Below are 23,797 nucleotides of genomic sequence, written 5' to 3'. Positions count from 1 at the left end.
TTAGTCGATAGAGGGGAGACGGGCAAATGAGTGATATTGTCCTCAGCACGAAGACTTTTGAGCTGGAGTCCGAATATACACCCCAGGGCGATCAGCCTCATGCCATAGAGGAATTAGTAGACGGCATCCGGCAGGGCAAGAGGCACCAGACGCTGCTGGGAGCGACAGGAACGGGGAAGACCTTTACCATCGCACAAATGATTTCGAAGCTTAACCGCCCTACGCTGGTGATCGCACACAACAAGACGCTGGCTGCACAGCTTGCGAGTGAGTTCAAGGAGTTTTTTCCTAGCAACTCGGTTGACTATTTTGTCAGTTACTACGATTACTATCAACCTGAAGCCTATATTCCTTCCTCCGATACCTACATTGAGAAAGATTCCAGCATAAATGAAGAGATTGATAAGCTACGACACTCGGCGACCAGTTCTTTGTTCGAGCGCCGTGATGTGATTATCGTAGCCAGTGTGTCATGTATCTATGGCCTCGGTTCACCGCAGGAATACGGTGGATTGCTGTTATCACTGCGGGTGGGCATGGAGAAACCGCGCAACCAGATTCTGAGCCGGCTCGTGGATATTCAATATCAGCGTAATGATATGAATTTTGTACGCGGGACCTTCCGTGTGCGAGGCGATGTCATCGAGATCTTCCCAGCTTCGCAAGGGGAGCATGCCATCCGCGTCGAGCTGTTCGGCGATGAGATCGAGCGTATTACAGAGATTGATGTACTGACAGGTGAACTGATCGGTGAGCGTGATCATGTCGCTATTTTCCCGGCCTCCCACTTTGTAACGAAGGAAGAGACCATGAGAGTGGCCCTCGTAAATATTGAGCGTGAACTGGAAGAGCGGCTAACTGCGCTGCGCGATGCAGGTAAGCTCTTGGAAGCACAGCGGTTGGAGCAGCGTACGCGCTATGATATCGAGATGATGAAGGAAGTGGGCTTCTGCTCTGGGATCGAGAACTATTCCGGTCCGCTTACCTTCCGTGAACGGGGGGCGACCCCCTATACGTTATTGGATTATTTTCCGGATGACATGCTCATTGTTATAGATGAGTCGCATGTGACGCTACCGCAAATCCGGGCGATGTACAATGGTGACCAAGCGCGTAAGAACGTTCTCGTGGATCACGGGTTCCGTTTGCCGTCTGCACTGGATAACCGGCCGCTCAAATTCGAGGAATTCGAGGGCAAGGCTAACCAACTCGTATATGTATCGGCCACACCAGGACCGTATGAAATGGAGCATTGTCCGACAATGGTACAGCAGATCATCCGACCTACAGGTCTGCTGGACCCTATTATTGAGGTTCGTCCAACCGAGGGTCAGATCGACGATCTGATTAGCGAGATCCAGGACCGTATCGCCAAGGATGAACGGGTGCTGGTCACTACCCTCACCAAGAAAATGTCGGAGGATCTAACCGATTACCTTAAAGATATCGGAATCAAGGTGCGCTATATGCACTCCGATATCAAGACCTTGGAGCGGATGGCCATTCTGCGCGATCTCCGTCTTGGCACGTTCCATGTGCTGGTGGGGATTAACTTGCTGAGAGAAGGCCTTGACTTGCCAGAAGTATCGTTGGTCGCAATCCTCGATGCTGACAAGGAAGGTTTCCTTCGTTCGGAGCGGTCGCTTATTCAGACGATTGGCCGCGCGGCGCGGAACTCCGAAGGGCGTGTACTGATGTACGGTGACCGGATTACGGAGTCCATGGATAAGGCAATCAGTGAGACCCAGCGCCGTCGTTCCATTCAAATCGCCTATAATGAGCAGCATGGGATTACACCAACTACGATCCATAAGCGGGTACGTGATGTCATCGAAGCAACGAAGGTTGCAGAATCGAAGGCGAATTATTTGACCGGAGCTGGTGGCAAGATGAGCAAGAAAGAGCGCCAGTCTTTGATGCAGCGTCTAGAAGCCGAGATGAAAGACGCGGCCAAGAACCTCCAGTTCGAACGCGCCGCAGAGCTTCGTGACGCATTGTTGGAACTGCGTGCCGAGTAGCCGATTCAACACTCTCTTTTTCCGCTAAAAAAATATAATTTGAACGGCGCTATTCCCAGGCCGTTCTTTTTAGATCATTCCTTTGTATGGCTTGTAGTTCAGTCGATTCATTCCGCACAATCCCATCCATCATTTCGCCTCTTAAGCGTTGCCCTAAGAGCTCGAGCTCTTCGGGTTCACTTAGGAAGGTTGAAGTGGGGTGGGTGAACTCTAGGAGGTTATAGCGTTGGCGAACGAAAATATTGTAATTAAAGGCGCTAGGGCGCACAATCTTAAAAATATAGACGTGACGATCCCCCGTGATCGCTTCGTCGTGCTGACGGGACTTAGCGGTTCCGGCAAATCGTCGCTGGCGTTCGACACGATCTATGCCGAAGGTCAGCGACGTTATGTTGAATCGCTGTCGGCCTACGCACGCCAGTTTCTGGGGCAAATGGAGAAGCCAGATGTAGACTCCATCGATGGGTTGTCGCCGGCAATCTCAATCGACCAGAAGACTACTAGCCGCAACCCTCGTTCCACGGTAGGGACAGTTACAGAAATTTATGATTACTTGCGGCTTTTGTTCGCACGTATTGGTCATCCGCATTGCCCGGACCATGGTATTGAAATCACCTCGCAGACGGTTGAACAGATGGTGGATCGTATTATGCAGTATCCGGAACGGACACGCCTGCAGATCCTGGCTCCTGTGATTTCAGGACGTAAGGGAGAGCACAAAGGGCTTTTCACGGATATTTCCAAGCAAGGTTTTGTCCGCGTGCGCGTGGATGGAGAACTGCGTGATGTGACCGAGGATATTGAGCTAGAGAAGAACAAGAAGCATACCATTGAAGTAGTGGTAGACCGGATTGTCATCAAGGAAGATATCGAGACTCGGCTGACAGATTCCATCGAGACTGCACTGAAATTGTCGGGCGGCAAAATCCTCGTTGATATTATCGATCAGGAAGAGCTGCTGTTCAGCTCCAATTTCGCTTGCCCGGTCTGTGGATTTAGTATAGAAGAATTGGCTCCACGGATGTTCTCCTTCAACAGCCCATTCGGAGCTTGCGGTGAGTGCGATGGTCTTGGTGTGAAGATGGTGGTCGATCCTGATCTGTTGATTCCAGACACTAGCAAATCCATTGAAGACGGAGCCTTCCTGGCTTGGACGGGAAGCACCTCCAACTACTACCCGCAATTTTTGAAATCGGTCTGTGAGCATTTTAATATTCCACAGGACGTACCGGTAAGCGAACTGGCAGCGGATCAGATGGATAAGCTGTTGAACGGCACAGGTAGTGAGAAAATCCGTTTCCGCTATGAGAATGATTTTGGGCAAAAGAAAGACGCCTTGGTTGCCTTTGAAGGTATCATCCCCAATCTGGAGCGCCGCTACCGTGAGACGGCTTCGGACGGCATTCGCGAGTTCATCGAAGGTTTTATGAGCGCGAAGCCTTGTCACGTCTGCAAAGGTAAACGTCTGAAGAAAGAGATTCTGGCAGTGACGATCAATGATCGCCATATTGCGGATGTTACGGATCTTTCTATTGGGGATTGCCAGGAATTCTTTGAGCATATTGTTCTCTCTGAGAAAGAGCAGGCTATTGCTAACTTGATTCTCAAAGAAATCAGTAGCCGTCTCGGCTTTTTGGTGAACGTAGGTCTGGATTATCTGACACTTAGCCGAGCAGCAGGCTCCTTGTCTGGCGGGGAAGCGCAGCGTATCCGGTTGGCTACCCAGATTGGTTCCAGCCTCATGGGCGTACTGTACATTCTGGATGAGCCTAGCATCGGGTTGCATCAGCGTGACAACGATCGTCTGATTTCCACTCTTGCGCATATGCGTGACCTTGGCAACACTTTGATTGTGGTCGAGCATGATGAAGACACGATGATGGCTGCTGATTATATCATTGATATTGGCCCAGGTGCAGGGATTCATGGCGGTCAGGTCATTGCTCAGGGGACACCGGAAGAGATTATGAAGGACCCTAATTCTCTGACGGGAGAATATTTAAGTGGTCGGAAGTTTATCCCGGTGACCTCCAAACGCCGTCCAACGGATGACCGCTGGCTGGAGATCCGTGGTGCCAAAGAGAATAATCTGAAGAACGTTAATGTCAAAATTCCGCTGGGTGTCTTTACGGCCGTAACAGGTGTATCCGGGTCCGGTAAGTCTTCGTTGGTTAACGAGATTCTTTACAAGAGCCTGGCTCGCCATCTGAACAAAGCGGTGAAGGTTCGTCCGGGGCTGCACAAGGAGATCAGAGGGCTTGAAAATCTGGACAAGGTAATTGAAATTGACCAGTCGCCAATCGGTCGGACTCCTCGTTCTAATCCGGCGACGTATACCGGCGTGTTCGATGATATCCGTGATTTGTTCGCCAAGACCAATGAGGCTAAGGTGCGCGGCTTCCAGAAGGGTCGCTTCAGCTTCAACGTCAAGGGCGGACGCTGTGAGGCCTGCCGAGGGGATGGAATTATCAAGATTGAGATGCACTTCCTGCCGGACGTCTATGTACCTTGTGAAGTCTGCAAAGGCAAGCGGTATAACCGTGAGACGCTGGAAGTGAAATATAAAGGCAAGAATATATCCGATGTACTTGAAATGACTGTGGAGGATGCGACGGAATTCTTCGTTAACATTCCGCGTATTCACCGCAAAATGCAGACGCTGCTTGATGTTGGTCTCGGGTACATTAAGATTGGCCAGCCGGGAACGACACTGTCAGGCGGGGAAGCACAGCGTGTGAAGCTGGCTTCCGAGCTGTACCGTCGCAGCACAGGCAAAACTTTGTATATCCTGGATGAGCCTACAACCGGGCTGCATGTGGATGACATCGGCCGCTTGCTGGAAGTATTACATCGCCTTGTTGATTCTGGAGAATCCGTGCTTGTTATTGAGCACAACCTGGATGTCATCAAGACCGCCGACTATCTCATCGATATGGGACCTGAAGGCGGTAGCGGTGGAGGAACGGTGCTGGCTACGGGTACACCAGAGAAGCTGATTACTGTAGAGGCGTCCTACACAGGCAGATACCTGAAGCCTATCCTGCTCCGGGACACGGAGCGGACTGAAGCTCTACAGCTCGAGACATCGGACATTAGTTAGTTGATGTAACCTTAGTTAGAGGGCCACGCGATAGCGTGGCTCTTTTTTTATTTTGCAAGTCAAAAGTATGCAAGGAGGAACGAAGCACTCCCCTGAAAGTTTTTCGGTAGGAGCAATTATAAAGAAGGGACTTGGGAACAACAGCGATCGGAAGCCCAAACATTCACCGGAGTAATTACCGAGCTTTGTATTCATATCCCAAGTTAGCTTTATCTAGTTTAGTATCGTTCCGAGTGATTCCATTCCTTCCTGTAAATGATGAAAATCATCTCTTTCAAGTGAAAAATGGATGAAAATTATATTTTTTATGACATTTACCTCATTTTTTGTACAATGCCTCTTGCGCAGCCCAAATGGTAGCGATAACATAGAAGGGAATATGGAAATAGAGGCGCTTGCTTGACAAAACTTTTGAGGAGGTATCGCCATGCTGCTTGCAGAAGCTGCCGCGCAAGGACCATCTAAATTTCATACCTTTGATGTATTTATGATTTTGTTCACGATCCTCATCTTGGTTGGGGTGATACGGCTGCTGAAGGCTCCGCAGAAGAACAAATTCGCCATCGCTTTTGGTGCAGTGAGCTTGCTTGTCTTCGTCGTTTCCGACTATGCCATGGTGATGAACTGGTTGAGCTAGAATAAGGGCAATCCAGGATAATTGAAAAGTGAAGTCTGAAAGACTCCTTTACCGCCGTGGCGAAATAAAGGTGTCTTTTTATTTGCGGACAAAGACGGTAATTTACATTCGTGGCTATATTAAATATTGGCAAACACATGGCGAATAGGTGTGATTTTTGATACAATAAATAAGTTAAACGTATAGAAATGACCCGTCTTGGACGGTTTGGGAGGATATAAATGAAAGAGCAGGACATACGCAGAGAAGACGTGGAGCTGTTGGCTCCAGCTGGTGACTGGGACTGCATGCGGGCGGCTGTGGCGAACGGGGCGGACGCTGTCTTTTTTGGCGTAGAGAAATTTAATGCGCGGGCTAGAGCGAACAACTTCCGCATGGACGAGCTGCCGGAGATTATGGCTTTTCTACACAGCTATGGTGTAAAAGGCTTTCTGACCTTTAATATACTTGTGTTCGAGAATGAACTACCTGATGCTAAGGAACTGATTGATGCCTGCGTGGATGCCGGCGTTGATGCGGTAATTGTACAGGATTTGGGATTGGTTAAGCTTATTCGCGAGATCTCCCCCGATTTCCCGATCCATGGCTCTACACAAATGACGATTACCTCGCCGGAGGCGGTTGAATTTACGAAGCCGTTCGGGATGGAACGTGTGGTACTGGGCCGCGAAAATAATTTGAAGCAGATTCGCATGATCGGTGATCAGGCTCGTCTGCCGATGGAAGTATTCGTTCATGGTGCGCTTTGCGTCTCCTACTCCGGTCAATGCCTGACCTCGGAAATGTGGGGCGGACGTTCTGCCAACCGAGGGGAATGTGCGCAGGCTTGCCGTCTGCCATATGACCTGATGGTCGATGGGGAGATTAAACCGATGGGTGACGTGACTTACCTGCTCTCACCGAAGGACTTGGCGGCTATTGAACTGATGCCGGAGCTTATTGAAGCGGGCGTAACCTCTTTTAAAATCGAAGGCCGTCTAAAAAGCCCTGAGTATGTAGCTAACGTGGTTAGCAAATACCGTAAGGCCATCGACCGTTACTTTGACGGTGAATGGTCTGCACCATCCAAGGAAGAAATGCGCGAGCTGCAGCAGAGTTTCTCGCGGGGCTTCACGCATGGTTTCTTAGAGGGAACGAACAATAAGAAGCTGGTTGACGGGACTTTCCCAAAAAGCCGTGGTGTCTACCTGGGTACGGTTGAACAAATTCTACGTGACGGTGTAGTCTGCCGCATTCATGCACCGCTCAAACGTGGCGACGGGATTGTATTCGACGCAGGTGATCCTACGAAGAAGGAAGAAGGCGGACGCGTCTACGACTTGCGCCGTAAAGGCGTGAAGCTGGAAGGCGAAGCTGGTGAAGGCTGGGTTGTTGATATTATTGCCGGACGCAATGATGTGGATCTGCGCCGTTTGCATGTCGGTGATCGGATCTGGAAAACCAATGACCCAGCGCTGGATAAAGCGCTGCGGCAGTCGTACGAGACAGAGAAGCCATACCGGGTATTCCCGGTTCAGGTGAAGGTTAGTGGCCGCGCTGGCGAGAAGCTGGAGACCTGGTGGACAGATACGCAGAAAGGTGTGACTGTGCAGGTGGATTCAGAGCTTGCGCTGGAGACTGCGCAAAAGCGTCCGATGGACGCCGCCCTGCTGGAAGAACAATTCGGCCGCCTCGGTGGCACGGTGTTCCAGCTAGAAGCGCTGGAGTCGCATCTGGAAGGCGACGTTATCGTGCCTATGCGCGAGCTGAACAGCATCCGCCGCCGCGCGGTGGAGCTGCTTGCGGGCGAGCGCCCGAAACCGCCCGTCTACGTGAAACGGGCGGTAGAGGTCTACGGCGACGCGACCCGCAGGGGCGTCGCTGAAGCAGCCATCCCGGCTGTGCGGGATGGCTGGGGTGTGAGCGGCGCGGCAGGGCTTACCGCGCTGTGCCGCAGCCTCCCGCAGGTTGAGGCTGCGCTCAAGGCCGGCGTGAAGAACATCTACGCCGACTTTGAGTTCATCAAGCAGTTCCCGGCAGCCGTGGAGGCTGTGCGGGCCGCGGGCGCAAGCATTGCGCTGGCAACGCCGCGTATTCACATGCCGAACGAGAACGGCTACCATGCCAACATCCTGCGTCTTCAGCCGGATGCGGTGCTGGTGCGCAATACAGGCGCATTATATTACTATCTGCGCCGCCGGATGGAGCAGCCGGATGCTGTTCATCCGCGACTGATTGGCGACTTCTCGCTGAATATTGCCAATCACAAGGCCGTGGATCTGTTCCTGGAAGCCGGTTGCGATATGGTAACACCGTCCTACGACCTGAACATTCAGCAAATGGTTGATTTGCTCGGTCGCAGTGATACCTCACGGATGGAGATTGTAATCCATCAGCATCTACCGATGTTCCACACCGAGCACTGTGTATATTGTACCTTCATGAGCGAAGGAACAGACTACACGAACTGCGGACGGCCGTGCGAAGAGCATCGGGCGTCTCTCCAGGACCGGATCGGCATGTCCCACCCTGTACGTGTGGATGAAGGCTGCCGTAACACAGTGTATAACGCTGTAGAACAATCGGGCGCAGAGTATTTGAACAACTTCCGTGAGCTGGGAGTTTCCTCATACCGGGTAGAGTTCCTGGAAGAGACACCTGAACAGGTGGCTGAGGTAATTAGCTTGTACAGCCGTGCACTGCGTGGTGAGATCTCCGGTACCCAAGTATGGAAGAGTCTCAAGGCTACCAACCAGCTTGGTGTTACCCGTGGACAACTCGTGAATGCCAAATAATTAAAGAATATACACAACAGGCGGACAAAAACGGGGAAATTTCCCCGATTGTCCGCCTGTTTTATTTTGAGGGTTTTGGGTGAATAGAGCATTCAGCAATTTTTAAGGGGTCCCGAACTGCCAAAATTGGGATATTACTGTTATAATTAAAAAAATAATGCTATATAAGATGAGCAAAAGAAAATAACAAAAAGCGAAGAGGAACGAAGGGGGAAGTTTGGAACTGAAGGAGCGATAGCGCCCGCCTTTGTCTCCGGATTTCAACCGCAAACAGCGGTACAATGAAAGAAATCTGGAGACAACAGCGGCCGGAAGTCCAAACATTCCACCGTAGTGACGACCGAGCTATCGTTCGGATCTTAAGTTCATCTTATATAGCTCATCATCCGCGAGATATCGAATTGATACCAATAGAAGGAGCCTATGTCATGAAGATTCGTAAGGCCATTATCCCGGCCGCCGGTCTCGGCACACGTTTTTTGCCTGCGACCAAGGCTATGCCCAAAGAGATGCTACCCATTGTGGATAAGCCCACTATTCAGTACATTGTAGAAGAAGCTGTAGCTTCAGGGATTGAGGATATTATTATCGTAACAGGGAAAGGCAAACGTGCCATTGAGGACCATTTTGATAATTCATTCGAACTGGAGTTCAATTTGGCCGAGAAACAAAAATGGGAGCTGCTGGAATCCGTCCGCAAGTCATCCGAAATGGCTGACATCCACTATATTCGGCAAAAGGAACCGAGAGGCCTCGGTCATGCCATCTGGTGTGCACGCAAGTTCATCGGGGATGAGCCGTTTGCAGTTCTGCTGGGTGACGACATTGTCGAATCAAATAAACCCTGCCTGAGACAAATGATTGAGGTCTATGACCAATATAAATCCTCTATAGTCGGCGTGCAGCCTGTGCCTTGGGAAGAGGTGTCCCGATATGGCGTCGTGGATGCAGTTTCTATCGCTGATCGGGTCTACAAAGCTAGCCGGCTTGTGGAGAAGCCCAAACGCGAGGATGCACCTTCTAACCTGGCCATACTGGGCCGATATATTCTGACTCCGCGGATTTTTGACATGTTGGGTGAGCAGCAGGTGGGTGTAGGTGGAGAAATTCAGCTCACTGATGCCATTGCGCGTCTAAGCGAAGTGGAGCGGATTATTGCTTATGATTTTGAGGGCCACCGTCATGATGTTGGTGAGAAAATGGGTTTCATTCAAACTACGATACACTATGCACTCCAGCATGAGGATTTAAAAGACGATCTGCTTCTCTATCTTAAAGAGATCATTGAGAGTGAAACGGGTAAAGCGACGGAATAATCAAACTTGAATCTTTCATCTACTAAAAATAAAAAAACACGGGTAACTATCCTCTTGAGGAAGATACCCGTGTTATTTGTCTAGTGCATTTATTCAGATGCCTTAGTATTGTGTAGCTACGATTTCATTGATTTGGTCTACTTCTGCAGGTTCCGCAGCGATTAACTGATCGTATACGGCTTGATCCTGCCCGCCGTTTTTCTTGAGTGCCGCCAAGTACCAGCGGGCAATTTCACGGTTCTTTTGATCGCTATAATCTTGGCTGAGACCGAGCTTCAGAGTTTCTGCTGCAACCTCAATCTGTCCGGACATGTACTGCATTTTACCGACATTCAGCGCAATTTCCGGAGTAACTGAGAACGGCCGGCCTTGCAATTGCTCAGGCGGGAGCGTCTTAAGATGCTCTACACCAGCTACAACATGTTCATAAGCTGCCAGTCCTGTTTTAAAGTATTCCTGTTCTTTCGCTGTATCCTTTTGGTTGTATGCCTCTTGACCGAGTTCGAAAGAGCTGCTGATCAGCCCGCTGTACCAAACGATGTCCCAATTGAACTTGTCGGCATTATCCTGGTACACCGCTAGAGCCAGATCCTTTTGACCCTTGAGGTTATAGTAGGCGATCAGTTGGTTCAATAGAGTCTTATTATACGGCTCATCCTTAAGCGCACGAGTTAACAGGCTATAGGATTCGTTCAGGTATTGTTCATCCTGAGTTTGGCTGTAGACCTGCTGATCCATGGCAGAGAGGTAAGCCACCGATTCAGGATGGGTCGGACGGTTTTTCAGAGCTTTGGTAAGAGAGGTTTTAATCTCCTCATATGATTGACTGACACTCATAAGGTTCTTGGAGTTGACTGCAGCGTTGCTGGAACTAATGTAGGTAACTGAGAGGAACAGCAGGAACAAGGATCCTAACGTAATTACCGCCATATACCCCAGACGAAGCCCAGCTTTGTTCCAATTGCGACGCAGTGGTTTGCTGTCCATGACAGCGGCCATCCCGGCTAGACCAAGAAACACGAGAATGCCCATAAAAGCATAGCTCATATTGAAGTCTAGCAAGCTGTGAATGAGGATGGAAAGCGTAATAATAAGATAGAAGAATCCGTTATTGAAGTCATCTTTGTCCCGTTTCACATATCCGCGGATATACTTATAGAAGATATACAGAATAAAGCCCATAAATACGATGAAACCTAAAATACCAACCTCGATCAGGAACTGCAGAAAGAAGTTATGCACCTGACGGCTCGTATAAGGGTTATTTTGGTAATGTTCATAAAGCGCAGACCATCCACCGCCGCCAGCGCCAAGGATCGGGTAATCCTTCACTACTTTGATAGCATCCTTATAGAAGGTGAAACGTTCAAGCACGCTGTGCTGCTTAAAGTTGATATTTTCAAGACGTGTCTCGATATTACTAGGCAAGATACTCTTGGCGCTTGTGCCAATAAGTAAGAACGCTATGAGGCCGACCAGCACAACAGAACCCAGCGGAAGCCATAAGCTTGTCCATTTACGGGAAGACCAATTTCCGAGCTTGTCTTGCAGCCATGGAGCGGCAAAACGTTGAATGACCCAACCAAGACCTGCAACAACTACTGAAGCTCCAAGGAGGTAACCCCAGCCTTTGAGCGCTGCTGAAGAGGAGAAGGCAGTATTTAATTCTATTCCGAGATTCGTAACCTGGTTAGTAATGACGAGGGATAACAATCCAGAAACGCCCAGATGGATAATCCACAGAATTTGTTGCGCAGGCTTTAAGAACAATAAAAGCAATATAAACACCACAGGCAGCATCACAAGACCGCCGCGAGAGAGTGTCAGCAGCAGGGATACAATGATAGGCACCAACATAAAGCTGTGGGTCAAAATACCGTACCACTTCCGTGAGCGTACCAATGCGAACACCGCAACGAATAGGAAAGCCATCAGAAAGGCTGCATAAGTATTGGCATATTGGAAAATAGAAGTTAGTCGAAGACCGTTGGAATCTGTCATCACTGCATCCAAATATATACCGTTTCGTACAGTGTTAGAGAACCAGCCTACCAGACTGCCCGCCAGTTTCCCGCCTCCAAGCCAATTCAGGAGACCAAAGCCCACAATTAAATAAGCAATTGTAAGCACAGCATTTTCGATGACAACATTTACTTGCTTTTGCTTCAAGAGATATAACGCTATAATGAATACAGCGGCATACATGCTTTGAATAAAGAACATATTCATTGCCATATAATGCGAAACAGCGACAAACAGCGACAATGCGTATGTAATGGGTAGAAGCAGGACAGCCACGCTTACCAAGTCCCGTTGCTCATCCAATTTGAACTTCTTGAAGTCAAGACCCACCCAAATCAGCAGCAAAAGCACTCCAAGTAATGCAGATACATAGATCGGTTTCTCAAAGTCTACTGCCTGCCCATTAAACAATCCCACCTGAAACGGGGTCCAGAACAAAAACAAAATAAAACCAACAGCTAATGCCCACATCGAGCCTGATATCTTTGCAACATTTCTCGACTGCACAGCGTTTTTACCGTATACTGGTTTCGACACGTTATAATCTCCTTTTCCTGTAGGTACGACAATATTTTAGCATATGGTAAGGGGCAGAGCTAGCACATTCAATTATGATAGAAGGTGCGGGTAAATTTGGTATTATAGTGAAAAATTATAAGAAGGCTAGTGTGGAGGCTATTATTAATGCTATTATACAGAAAGTGTGTTCAGATTTATGAGCAGTGTTAAGTCATGGTTCTTTAAACATCTCTATAGAACTGCGGTTTTTCTTAAACCTGTTGTCGTCAAATTAGTCCCTTTTTCGGCAAGGCAATTTGTAAAACATAAGCTATTGAAAACCGCCTTCCCTTTAGATAAGAAAGACTCTAGTCTATTAGATGATAAAATTAGTGGTATCAATCTAATAGGGTATGCTAGGGCTGAGATGGGGATTGGTGAGTCATGCAGAATTGCTGCCAAGAGCATTACCGCAAGTGAAATTCCCTTCGGAATAGTTAATTTTACCGGTACTAACTCTGCATCAATGAATGATACCAGTTGGATAGCTAAAGAAATTGATAGTCCTAAATATAACGTGAATATATTCCATATAAATGCTGAACAGATGATTGAAATTTACGCGAATTATGGGAATTCGATTTTTGAGAAGCGTTATAACATTGGGTATTGGCATTGGGAGTTGCCGGATTTTCCGGACGAGTGGAAAGAAAGTTTTAATCTTGTGAATGAAATCTGGGTTCCCTCTACCTTTGTAGCAGATGCTATTTCTATGAAAAGCCCTGTTCCTGTTGTGAAAATCCCTCATAGTATTGAAGTGAAAATTGAGACGGTTAGGGATCGTTCATACTTTAAACTACCGGAAAAAGCTTTCTTATTTCTGACTATGTATGATCTGAAAAGCTATCAGGAAAGGAAAAATCCTCAGGCTTCTATTAATGCTTTTAAAGCTGCATTTGAACCGAATGATATGGGCGTTGGTCTTGTTGTTAAGGTGAACAGTGCCACAAATAATTCTAAAGAACTTTCTGAACTCCATGATTTAGTTGGAAACTATCAGAATATCTATTTAATTAAGCAAACGTTATCTCGTAATGATACTAATGCATTATTGCTTGTAACGGATAGTTACATATCCCTTCATAGAAGTGAAGGCTTTGGGCTGGGCTTAGCAGAGGCAATGTATCTAGGGAAACCAGCGATTGGCACAAATTGGTCTTCGAATGTTGATTTTATGAATGCTAACAATTCTTGTCTGGTTGATTATAGGTTAGTTCAGCTCACAGAGGACCATGGCCCATATAAATCCTATCAGCATTGGGCAGAACCAGATATTGAGCATGCAAGTTCATTCATGCGTAAGCTTTATGACAATGAGGACTTTTATAAAGAAATCTCGTCAAAAGGCGAACATGATATAAAAGAAGATTTCTCACCAAAGGCAGTTGGGGAAATTATCAAAAAGAGATTGGATTATATTTCGTTATGGAATTTTGGAGGATAAAATGACAATTACTAGTGTGATCATGGCAGGAGGAAAGGGCGAGCGGTTCTGGCCCAAAAGCCGAACAAACTTACCGAAGCAATTTCTAAATATCTCGGGTAACAAATCGATGATTCAGCAATCTATTGCGCGGCTTGAAAATATGATGGATATCAAGCAAATATTTATTGTTACAAATGAATTGTACGCTGAATTAATTAAAGCTCAAATTCCTCACTTGCCACCAGAGAACATCATTATAGAGCCGGTAGGTCGGAATACTGCACCTTGTATAGGATTGGCTTCAATTATTATTGAAGAACGGTTCCCTGACAGTACGATGATAGTAATTCCTTCTGATCATATTATTGAGAACGAAGAAGGTTTTGTAAGAATTTTAAAAACTGCTGTAGAAGTTGCTCAAGAAAATAGTAATTTGGTGACCCTCGGCATTCAACCTACATATCCTGAGACCGGTTATGGCTATATTGAGAGTGGTAGCGAGACTAAGCAAGTGAATGACTTGACGGTTCATAAAGTTAACAAGTTTGTTGAAAAGCCTGATCTTGAAACAGCCCAATCATACCTTGAGTCAGGTAACTTCTTCTGGAATAGTGGCATTTTTGTGTGGCGAACAGAGACGATTAGGGGTTATATTAAAGAACTGATGCCTGATATGCATGATATATTAGAGACTATGAAAACAGTTCTAGGATCTGAAGAACGTGATGCTATTATCAGAGCTGAGTTTATTAAAATGCCGGATCAATCCATTGACTACGGGATTATGGAAAAGGTGAATAATATCTATGTTATTCCTTGTATGTTTGGTTGGGACGACGTAGGGAGTTGGACAGCTTTAGAGAGAATTAGCGATCTAGATGAGAATGGTAATGTGATTAAAGGGAATATTTTAAATCTCGATACAAAACGTTGTATTATTGAGAGCAATGGGAAGCTTATTGCTACTCTTGGAATTGAGGATTTAATAATTGTTGATACTGAGGATGTAACATTGATTTGTACTAAAGATAAGGCTCAAGAAGTGAAGCTACTGCTCAAGGAATTACGTATGCAGAAGCTTGAACAATATCTATAATAGTTAGATTTACTTATTAATTTATATAAAGGGGAACTACGAAAATGACTAAACGCGCTCTAATCACAGGAATCACAGGACAAGACGGTTCATATTTGGCAGAACTTTTGCTTTCTAAAGGATATAAAGTATTCGGTTTGCGTCGTAGAACGAGTGTGCCTATTATTGAAAATATTGAACACTTACAGAATGAAATTGAATTTATTGATGGTGATCTGCTCGATTTGGGATCACTGATTAATGCTGTACGCATATCTGATCCGGATGAAGTGTATAATTTGGCTGCTCAATCCTTTGTAGCTACTTCTTGGATTCAACCGGTAGCGACTGGACAAGCAACGGGCGTTGGTGTAACTAACATGCTCGAAGCTGTACGTTTAACAAAACCAGAGGCTAGATTTTATCAAGCATCGAGTAGTGAAATGTTTGGTAAAGTAGTAGAAACCCCACAAAAAGAAACGACACCTTTCTACCCACGTAGTCCATATGGTGTTGCAAAGGTGTATGGTCACTGGATCACTGTAAACTATAGAGAGAGCTACAACATGTATGCTTGCTCGGGTATCTTGTTTAACCATGAGTCTCCACGTCGTGGTATCGAATTCGTAACCCGTAAAGTTACTGATGCTGTTGCACGAATTAAATTGGGACTACAAAACGAACTTCGCTTAGGTAACTTGGATGCCAAGAGAGACTGGGGTTTTGCAGGCGACTACGTGAGAGCTATGTGGTTGATGCTTCAACAGGATAAGGCTGATGATTATGTGATTTCAACGGGTGAAACTCACACAATTGAAGAACTTGTGGAAATCGCTTTTAGTCACGTTGGTTTGAACTGGAGAGACTATGTTGTAATTGACCAAAAATTTGTTAGACCAGCTGAAGTTGATCTCTTGCTTGGCGATTGTACTAAAGCGAAGGAACAGCTGGGTTGGGAGCTTGAAGTTGGGTTTGAACAATTGGTTAAGATGATGGTGGATAGTGACTTGGAAAGAGTGTCTAAATTACATCAAAATGATATAAAACAAGGTCTCTAATATGCGAGCGTTAATTACGGGGATTAGTGGGTTTGTAGGTACTAATTTAGCAAATGTACTACATCAAAAAGGATATGAAGTATGGGGGACAACTCGAAAAAGTTGTCCTAGTACTAGTTTTAAAACGCCAGTGGGAAGAATAATTCCGATTGATTATAATAATGAAGAAAATATCCAAGCCATCATTAATGAAATAAGACCTGACGAGATTTATCATTTGGCAGGGCAAAGTTCTGTTAGGATTTCTTGGGACAATAAAGTAGAAACTATAGAAACCAACATGATTTCAACTGTACGCTTGCTGGAAGCTTTCCGTAAGAGTGACATGGCTAAAACAACAAAGTTACTTATGGTCGGCTCTTCTGAAGAATACGGGGCTATTATTAATGGGGGCACAGCTATTCTAGAGGAGAATGTTTTAAAACCGATAAGTCCTTATGGCGTATCAAAGGCTGCAACTTCTTTGTTATTTCAACAATATGTTAATGTATATGGTTTGAATCTTCTTTATGCAAGACCATTCAATCACATTGGGCCTGGTCAGGGTCCTGGTTTTGTAACATCTGATTTTGCTCAGCAAATTGCTAAAATTGAACAGGGTAAATCTGCTCCGGTTATTGCAGTGGGTAATTTGGATGCTCAACGGGATTTTACAGATGTAAGGGATATAGTTAGAGCCTATACAATGTTAATGGAAAAAGGGAGAATAGGCGAAGTATATAATGTATGTTCTGGTGAACCTATATCTATACGTAATATCTTATATAATTTCTTATCACAAAGTACTAATCAAAATATAGAAATTCAGCAAGATGAGAATAAAATGAGACCTTCTGAGTTCCCAATATATATAGGTGATTCCTCAAAAATTAGAGAACATACTGGATGGAGAAAAGAATATTTGATTGAAAAATCACTACAGGATATATTAAATTACTGGAGGAATTTGAATTAAGGAGCTTACTAAATGTTGAGAAAGATAAGGGAAATATTTAATTATAGACAGATGCTTGAAAGTATGGTACTGACGGATTTAAGAACTAGGTACAAAGGATCGTTTTTAGGTTTTTTTTGGACGCTCCTTAATCCATTATTGATGCTTGCAGTGTACTCGATGATATTTAAGTATGTTGTAAGAATTTCTCTTGAGAATTATACCTCGTATTTATTTATAGGAATTGTAACTTGGAATCTCCTTAGTCAATCTCTTACATCTGGAGCGACTTCTGTTATTCGGAATGCTGGACTTGTAAAAAAAATATACTTTCCCAAAGAAATACTTCCTTTAGCAGTAGTTATAGGTGGTATCATTAATTTTTCATTAAGTCTAATTGTCCTCTTTCCTGTCCTGATTTTCTCACATATAGAGTTAGGTTGGTCGCTACTACTAGTCCCTGTACTTTTACTGATATATTCGATATTTACTTTGGCATTAACAACTTTAGTTTCTTGTTTAAATGTTTATTTCCGTGATTTAGAGCATATTATTGGAGTCGTAATAATGGCATGGTTCTATTTAACTCCCATTGTGTTTACTTCTGACATGATTCCAGAAGGTTTGAAAGGTGTATTTAGTCTTAATCCTATGACGACTATTATGGAAGGTTTCCATGATGTGTTTTTTTATAACAGGATGCCTGATTTAAGCGGTCTTGGAGTAGTTACAATCCTTTCAATAGTCCTTCTATTGATTTGTTACACAATTTTCGGTAAATTAAGTAGAAATTTTGCAGAAGAGATCTAAGGAGGGTGCCCTAATGGATGCAATCTCCATTAATAATGTCACCAAGTCTTTTAAAATATTCACTGAAAGATCAGGGACTTTGAAAGATAGAATCGTTAATCGTAGGAAAAATAATTTCCAGAAATTTTATGCATTGAACAATGTATCTCTGAATATTGAAAAAGGTCAAACAGTCGGATTTATGGGACGAAATGGATCAGGCAAAAGCACCTTGCTTAAACTATTAACTGGAATATTACATCCTGATTCCGGTGAAATTAATGTTAAGGGTAAAGTGTCAAGTCTGCTGGAACTCGGGGCGGGATTCCATCCTGATTTTACGGGTAGAGAGAATATATTCATGAACGCAGCAATATTAGGTCTAAATAAAAAAGAAATAAAAAAGAAACTAAATGAAATAATTTCATTTTCAGAGCTAAAAGAATATATAGATAATCCAGTCCGTAACTACTCATCGGGTATGTATATGAGGCTTGCTTTTTCTGTAGCAATTATGGTTGAACCAGATGTGCTATTAATAGATGAAGTGTTGGCTGTTGGAGATGCGGCATTCCAGCAAAAATGCATGGATCAATTATTGAAAATGAAAACAAGAGGCACAACGATTGTATTTGTATCACACGATCTGGGTGCAATGGAAAAATTATGTGATCGAGTAGTATGGATTAATAAAGGTGACGTAATAAACGATGGTAGTCCAAAAAAAGTCATCGACCAATATCTATCTTACCTTGCAGAAGAAGAGAATCAGCGACTGATTGATGAATCTTCAGTTAAAATGGAAGAAGATGTAAATTTTGAGGATGAAGTAATTGTGAACAAAGAAGGGATTGAATCAGTTGATAACTCTGATCCCCAAAGATGGGGGAATAGATTTATAGAAATAACTAATGTTTATTTTACTGACTATAATCATAAAAGTAAGTTTAGTTTTTTGTCAGAGGATAAAATGATTATAAAAATAGAGTATAAGGGTAGAAAAAAAGTCGAGAACCCAATCTTTGGGCTCGCTATTCATACAATTGATCAAATTCATTGTTATGGTACAAATACATTTATTGATTATCATAAAATTAGCGACATTTATCCTAATGATGAAGGTGTGATTCAGTTTAACATTCCTTCTTTGAATCTATGTGCAGGAACATATCTAGTTACAGCAGCAGTACACGACGAACATGGAAATCAGTTTGATTTTCATGATAAGAAATTCTCATTTAAGGTAACCAGTCTCTCCAATGATTTGGGGATTTCAAAGATCCCTCATGAATGGGCACAATATGTAAAAGGAGATGGACCTCAAGATGTCTGATAATAAAGCTAATCCGGCTAAGATAATGCATCAAATTCGTTCAGGAGTTAGAAAACAGGAAATAACGACTGCAGATATAATGGGGAAAAATGAAGGGGATCTCACTAGTGTCATCCATATGGATAGTGATTTGCAACAAGATTTGCAGGTGTTAAGTGCTAAAATTAGTAGGCTAGTTCATCGAATAACCCCCAACATGCCTGTTGCCTTTATGGAGCCTCGATTGGTATCTCGCTATAAATTCTTGGATAAGTTCATTACACCACTAAGAAGATTCGGGAATAGACTGTTTGTAAAGTGGTATGTGGATACGGTATCCAATCAGCAAAAATACTTAAATAACGATGTGTGGTTCGGATTAAATAATTCAATTGAAGTTATTTCAGAACAAAATAAATTAATTACTCGTTTAGCGGAGCGAATTTCTATTTTAGAAAAAGAGCAAAGCAATCTGCAAGCTGCCCAAGATAATCATACTAACGATTATCGGAAGTTTGTAGATCAGTTCAACCAAAAATACACAATTGGAAATTTCCACTATTCTGATTTTGCTAAAAGATTTATGGCCTCAGGTAAAGATGTGAAACGGATTTTTTCTCAATATATACAATTTTTCAAGCCAACCGATACGGTAATCGATATAGGGTGTGGAAAGGGATACTTCTTAGAGTTGTTGAGAGAGAACAACTTAAAAGGGATAGGTGTAGATACTGACCCTAAGCTTATCGATGAATGTACAGAAAAAAACCTGGAAGCTTATGTTGTTGAAGGCAGCGAATACCTTTTGAAGCAAAGAGATTTAAGCTTGGATGCTGTTTTTTTTGCACATGTTATTGAACATTTAACTGTGCCTCAAAAGATATCTTTTTTAGATTTATGCTTTAAAAAGTTAAAAAAAGGTGGCGTTTTAATAATTGAAACACCTAATGCAACCTCCGGATTTGTAATGAACAATCTGTATTATCTGGATCCTACTCATGAAAAACCATTATTTCCGGAGGCTTTAAAGCATTTGGCTGAAATGGCTGGATTTAAGGTCGTAAATTCTTATTTGAGTGAAGAAATAATATTACCTAATGGAAGAACAGAATATACAGAGTATTATAACTATTCATTAATCTTGGAAAAATAATCATGCAAGGAGATCGGGAATGAAAATTGCAATAGTAACTCCTTGGTTTACAGATAGTATATCTGGAGGGGCAGAGCGATTTGCGGGTGGTATTGCTAAAAGCTTACAAGATGCAGGTTGCGATGTTGAGATATTGACTACATGTGGGAAAGATTCTTTCTGGGAATGGGACAATAATTTTTATGATCCTGGAATTTACGAAATAAATAATATATCTGTACGAAGATTTGCTTTGAGAAAAAGAAATAAGAAAAAATATGAAGAAATATTAGGTAAGTTGCTTAATAATGAGAAAATTAAATATTCTGAAGAAATGCAATTGTTTCATGAAACTGTAAATAGCGACACGATGTATGAATTTATTGTGGATAATGGGGAACGGTATGTATTCCTCTTTATTCCATATATTTTTGGTACTTCTTACTGGGGGAGTAAGATGGTCCCAGAACGAAGCTTCGTGATCCCTTGTCTACACGATGAGGAGATGGCTTATTTAGAATCCATTGGACATATGTTCAACAGGGTAAAGGGAATTCTTTTTAATACAATTGAAGAACAGGAACTTACTCAAAAGCTACATAACATCGATATTTCTGATTCAGTTATATCTGGCGGTGGTGTGGTGGTTGATCATATTCCTGATAATACAGCTTTCCGTAAAAAATATAAGATAGATACGGATTATTTTATATATGTAGGTAGGCTTGTAGGCGGGAAAAATGTGCCTCAAATGATTGAACTGTTCAATAAATATTATGAAGAAAACGAAAAGAATGTAAAGCTACTGGTAGTGGGTAAAGGAGAAGAACAGATAGTCGAAACGATTAAAAGATCACCAGGGATAATTCATATGGGAGAACTCAATGACGAGGATAAATTTAATGCAATTGCTGGAAGCGTAGCGTTAATACAACCCTCATTAATGGAAAGTTTCTCTATTGTTATTATGGAAAGTTGGCTTTGTGGAGCTCCTGTGATTGTTCATGAAAATTGTCCAGTAACCAAAGGACATTGTGACAGAAGTCAAGGTGGACTTTACTATAAAGACTACGATTCTTTCGAGAAGGTTCTAAATATATATCTTGATTCAAATGAGAATGCGATACAAATGGGGCAGAACGGAAAACAGTATGTTAAAACCGAGTACAATTGGGAAATCACCGCCGAACGAATCATTCAGTTTTTAAATGAGAAAGGCTTTAGCAAGGAGGAAGTCCTAACTTGAGAATACTAATTGATGTACAAACTCTATATACTGATGAAAAAAAGAGGGGTATTGGAATATATACCCATCATTGGCTTGAAAATTTTGTGAATCAGAGCACTCATCATAGGATTTATCTAATGAAGAGAAAAGCAGATAAATGGTGTTTTAGTTTTGTATCAAAATTTGTTGATTATAATTCGAGATTAAATGAAGAAAGATATTGGTTTGAACAAGATTTAGAAGAGTTCATTGAGCAAAAAAAAGTGGATATTGTTCATTTTACAAGTCCGTATATGTTTGATATAGAGATACCTGATATAAAAAATAAAAGCGTGAAGATATCTTATTTAGTCTATGATCTGATTCCCATAGTGATGAAAGAGGAATACTTTTTAAAATGGCCAAAACATGTACAGTCTCTGTATGAAAAAAGATCGCAAAAGTTAAAAGAAGCAGATTTAATCTTAACAATATCTCAGGCATCAAAATCGGATATTATAAAGTATTTGGGAATAAACTCTAGTAAAATCAATGTGATATACGCTTCAACTAATGAATCATTGTTTAATCCAAAATCAAGTGAGTATCAAATAAAACTCTTAAAAGAAGAATTGCGTATTGATGGACCTTTTATTTATTCTTTGACAGGATATGATCCAAGAAAAAACAATAAAGGGCTTATAAGTGCTTTTGCGAGAATTTCTCAGAAAAGAGATGCTATAAAGCTTGTAATTGGTGGCATTAAACAACCTCAAGAACAAAAAGAATTGATTGATTTCGCGAAAAGTAAAGGTTTAAGCGAAGATCGCTTGATTTTATTAGGTTATGTTTCTGAAGGAGCCTTGGTGGCGCTTTATCAGGAATGTGAATTATTTGTGTTTCCTTCTCTTTATGAGGGATTTGGGCTACCCGTTTTGGAAGCGATGAGATGTGGATCACCGGTTATTACTAGTAATTGCTCCTCATTGCCAGAAATCGTCGGCACATCTGCGGAACTCGTAGATCCTAGTAGTGAAGAAGCGATCGAAGCCGCAATAGAGAAATTGCTTTCTGATAATGCTCTTCGAGAACGATTTATTGACCAAGGATACACTCAGTCGCGTTTATTTTCATGGGAAATTGTTGTGTCAAAGAGTTTGGGGCATTTTATTCAATTGATTTATGATGAGGAGAACAATAAAGTGTCTTCCCCAGATAAACAAAAGCTTGCTTATTTTAGCCCTTTTAATCCCCAAACTTCTGGGATCTCAGACTACAGTGAAGAATTGCTAATGTATTTAAAAGAATATTATGACATTACTATCTTTGTTAATCAGTATCAGCCCACCAATAAGTTCATTGTTGATACATTTGATATTATAGATATTAACGAATTTCATGATGGAATGGAGAAATTCGAAAAGAGACTTTATCATATTGGCAATAATGAGTACCATGAATGGATAGTAAATGCGTTAGAAAGGTACCCGGGTTATATAGTACTTCATGATTTTAATTTATTCGGATTCTTCGTATATACTACTTATTTAAAAGGTCAAAAAGATAATTTTGTATACGAATTGGCTTATAACAGTGGAGTTCAAGGTGAAGAAGCAGCAAATTCATTATTAAACTCAGGTATTATACCAGAAAGTCAGCAATTCCCACTAAGTAATAGAATAGTTGATTTAAGTAATGGTGTGATTGTTCATAGTGAGTGGGTGAAGAAATCTATTCTTCTAAATAATGAATTTAAAGGTCCTATTGAAGTAATTCCACACGGCTTCACGTTAGAGCATAACGAAGTATCAAAAAAAAATAATTTCAGTAATGATAAGAAGGCTCGGGAATTTTCTATTGGTGTGTTTGGAAATGTTATACCAAACAAAAGAGTTGATATTATTATTAACACTGTTTCTAGACTTTTAGAAACAAATCCAGAAACACACTTATACATTATTGGGCACTCTGAGGAAAACTATCAAAAAGAACTGTACAAGCTAGTAGAAAGTCTGAAGATAAAAAAGAATGTTACCTTCATAGATTCTCCTGATATTGAAAGATTCAAAACCTATATAAGAGAAATTGATTTATGCATAAATCTAAGATGGCCAACGATGGGAGAGACTTCAGGTACTTTGATGAGAGCTTTAGGCTATGGTGTTCCATGTATAGTGTCTAATGTAGGATCGTACATGGAATATCCTGATGATTGTGTATGGAAAGTTGATGTGGATGAATACGAAGAAGAGCTACTATTATCATACTTAATAGAGCTAAGTAATAACTACACCATCCGAAATGAAATGAGCTTAAACGCTAAGAAATATATAAGTGAGAAGTGTGATTTTAATATTACTGCATCTTTATATAAACGATTTATGAATTAAATATTACTGTTAGGAATATTTAGAAGTCGAATGTTTAAGGGGGAAATGG

Annotated in this window: 15 protein-coding genes; 14 read left to right on the top strand and 1 reads right to left on the bottom strand. The window is 42.6% G+C overall.

Annotation, left to right across the window (positions count from 1 at the left end):
* Positions 1 to 26 precede the first annotated feature (26 nt).
* The 5 genes from uvrB to galU all read left to right on the top strand — a co-directional run bounded on the left by uvrB (position 27) and on the right by galU (position 9,845).
* Positions 27 to 2,018 (top strand): excinuclease ABC subunit UvrB, encoded by a 1,992-nt coding sequence (gene uvrB / locus AC3Y23_RS27940; protein WP_379205338.1) that lies wholly within the window; start codon positions 27 to 29, stop codon positions 2,016 to 2,018.
* Positions 2,019 to 2,244: 226 nt separating this feature from the next.
* A complete protein-coding gene (gene uvrA / locus AC3Y23_RS27935) occupies positions 2,245 to 5,118 on the top strand; it encodes an excinuclease ABC subunit UvrA (RefSeq protein WP_379205335.1) in 2,874 nt (957 codons plus the stop codon).
* Between the two features lie 427 nt (positions 5,119 to 5,545).
* Positions 5,546 to 5,755 carry a DUF2759 family protein gene (locus AC3Y23_RS27930; RefSeq protein WP_379205333.1) on the top strand — a complete coding sequence of 70 codons (210 nt, stop codon included), beginning with the start codon at positions 5,546 to 5,548 and terminating at the stop codon, positions 5,753 to 5,755.
* Positions 5,756 to 5,976: 221 nt separating this feature from the next.
* Entirely contained in the window at positions 5,977 to 8,529 is a 2,553-nt protein-coding gene (locus AC3Y23_RS27925) for a U32 family peptidase (RefSeq protein ID WP_379205331.1), read from the top strand.
* 428 nt (positions 8,530 to 8,957) lie between these two features.
* Entirely contained in the window at positions 8,958 to 9,845 is an 888-nt protein-coding gene (gene galU / locus AC3Y23_RS27920) for a UTP--glucose-1-phosphate uridylyltransferase GalU (RefSeq protein ID WP_379205328.1), read from the top strand.
* A 102-nt stretch (positions 9,846 to 9,947) separates the two neighbouring features.
* Here the strand turns inward: galU and AC3Y23_RS27915 are convergent, their stop codons facing one another.
* Positions 9,948 to 12,404, bottom strand: a complete 2,457-nt coding sequence (locus tag AC3Y23_RS27915; protein ID WP_379205326.1) for an O-antigen ligase family protein — start codon at positions 12,402 to 12,404, stop codon at positions 9,948 to 9,950.
* A gap of 178 nt (positions 12,405 to 12,582) precedes the next feature.
* On the opposite strand from AC3Y23_RS27915, the gene AC3Y23_RS27910 reads away from it, so the two are divergent.
* The 9 genes from AC3Y23_RS27910 to AC3Y23_RS27870 are packed head-to-tail and all read left to right on the top strand — an operon-like array spanning position 12,583 to position 23,748.
* Complete coding sequence (locus AC3Y23_RS27910; protein ID WP_379205324.1) at positions 12,583 to 13,869, top strand: glycosyltransferase; 1,287 nt, start codon at positions 12,583 to 12,585, stop codon at positions 13,867 to 13,869.
* A gap of 1 nt (position 13,870) precedes the next feature.
* Positions 13,871 to 14,947 carry a mannose-1-phosphate guanylyltransferase gene (locus AC3Y23_RS27905; RefSeq protein ID WP_379205322.1) on the top strand — a complete coding sequence of 359 codons (1,077 nt, stop codon included), beginning with the start codon at positions 13,871 to 13,873 and terminating at the stop codon, positions 14,945 to 14,947.
* Between the two features lie 44 nt (positions 14,948 to 14,991).
* Positions 14,992 to 15,984, top strand: a complete 993-nt coding sequence (gene gmd, locus AC3Y23_RS27900) for a GDP-mannose 4,6-dehydratase (RefSeq protein ID WP_379205319.1) — start codon at positions 14,992 to 14,994, stop codon at positions 15,982 to 15,984.
* A gap of 1 nt (position 15,985) precedes the next feature.
* Positions 15,986 to 16,939, top strand: a complete 954-nt coding sequence (locus AC3Y23_RS27895) for a GDP-mannose 4,6-dehydratase (RefSeq protein ID WP_379205317.1) — start codon at positions 15,986 to 15,988, stop codon at positions 16,937 to 16,939.
* A gap of 12 nt (positions 16,940 to 16,951) precedes the next feature.
* Positions 16,952 to 17,728 carry an ABC transporter permease gene (locus tag AC3Y23_RS27890; protein WP_379205315.1) on the top strand — a complete coding sequence of 259 codons (777 nt, stop codon included), beginning with the start codon at positions 16,952 to 16,954 and terminating at the stop codon, positions 17,726 to 17,728.
* A gap of 13 nt (positions 17,729 to 17,741) precedes the next feature.
* On the top strand, positions 17,742 to 19,040 hold the full coding sequence (locus tag AC3Y23_RS27885) for an ABC transporter ATP-binding protein (protein WP_379205313.1): 1,299 nt from the start codon (positions 17,742 to 17,744) through the stop codon (positions 19,038 to 19,040).
* Positions 19,033 to 20,172, top strand: coding sequence for a class I SAM-dependent methyltransferase (locus tag AC3Y23_RS27880; RefSeq protein WP_379205311.1), 1,140 nt, complete (start codon positions 19,033 to 19,035; stop codon positions 20,170 to 20,172). The genes AC3Y23_RS27885 and AC3Y23_RS27880 overlap by 8 nt, the downstream gene beginning before the upstream one ends.
* A gap of 19 nt (positions 20,173 to 20,191) precedes the next feature.
* The gene (locus AC3Y23_RS27875) at positions 20,192 to 21,397 is read left to right on the top strand and encodes a glycosyltransferase family 4 protein (protein WP_379205309.1); all 1,206 of its coding nucleotides are present in this window, start codon (positions 20,192 to 20,194) and stop codon (positions 21,395 to 21,397) included.
* Entirely contained in the window at positions 21,394 to 23,748 is a 2,355-nt protein-coding gene (locus AC3Y23_RS27870) for a glycosyltransferase (RefSeq protein ID WP_379205307.1), read from the top strand. Before AC3Y23_RS27875 ends, AC3Y23_RS27870 begins: the two co-directional genes overlap by 4 nt.
* Positions 23,749 to 23,797 lie beyond the last annotated feature (49 nt).

Source organism: Paenibacillus sp. MAHUQ-45 (genome assembly GCF_058133325.1).
This window is presented reverse-complemented; position numbering and strand designations above follow the sequence as displayed.

What these genes read in the sequence shown, in the direction of transcription:
- uvrB (WP_379205338.1), top strand. Translation starts at nt 27, where the DNA reads ATGAGTGATATTGTCCTCAGCACGAAGACTTTTGAGCTGGAGTCCGAA.
- AC3Y23_RS27930 (WP_379205333.1), top strand. Translation starts at nt 5,546, where the DNA reads ATGCTGCTTGCAGAAGCTGCCGCGCAAGGACCATCTAAATTTCATACC.
- AC3Y23_RS27925 (WP_379205331.1), top strand. Translation starts at nt 5,977, where the DNA reads ATGAAAGAGCAGGACATACGCAGAGAAGACGTGGAGCTGTTGGCTCCA.
- galU (WP_379205328.1), top strand. Translation starts at nt 8,958, where the DNA reads ATGAAGATTCGTAAGGCCATTATCCCGGCCGCCGGTCTCGGCACACGT.
- AC3Y23_RS27910 (WP_379205324.1), top strand. Translation starts at nt 12,583, where the DNA reads ATGAGCAGTGTTAAGTCATGGTTCTTTAAACATCTCTATAGAACTGCG.
- AC3Y23_RS27905 (WP_379205322.1), top strand. Translation starts at nt 13,871, where the DNA reads ATGACAATTACTAGTGTGATCATGGCAGGAGGAAAGGGCGAGCGGTTC.
- gmd (WP_379205319.1), top strand. Translation starts at nt 14,992, where the DNA reads ATGACTAAACGCGCTCTAATCACAGGAATCACAGGACAAGACGGTTCA.
- AC3Y23_RS27895 (WP_379205317.1), top strand. Translation starts at nt 15,986, where the DNA reads ATGCGAGCGTTAATTACGGGGATTAGTGGGTTTGTAGGTACTAATTTA.
- AC3Y23_RS27890 (WP_379205315.1), top strand. Translation starts at nt 16,952, where the DNA reads ATGTTGAGAAAGATAAGGGAAATATTTAATTATAGACAGATGCTTGAA.
- AC3Y23_RS27885 (WP_379205313.1), top strand. Translation starts at nt 17,742, where the DNA reads ATGGATGCAATCTCCATTAATAATGTCACCAAGTCTTTTAAAATATTC.
- AC3Y23_RS27880 (WP_379205311.1), top strand. Translation starts at nt 19,033, where the DNA reads ATGTCTGATAATAAAGCTAATCCGGCTAAGATAATGCATCAAATTCGT.
- AC3Y23_RS27875 (WP_379205309.1), top strand. Translation starts at nt 20,192, where the DNA reads ATGAAAATTGCAATAGTAACTCCTTGGTTTACAGATAGTATATCTGGA.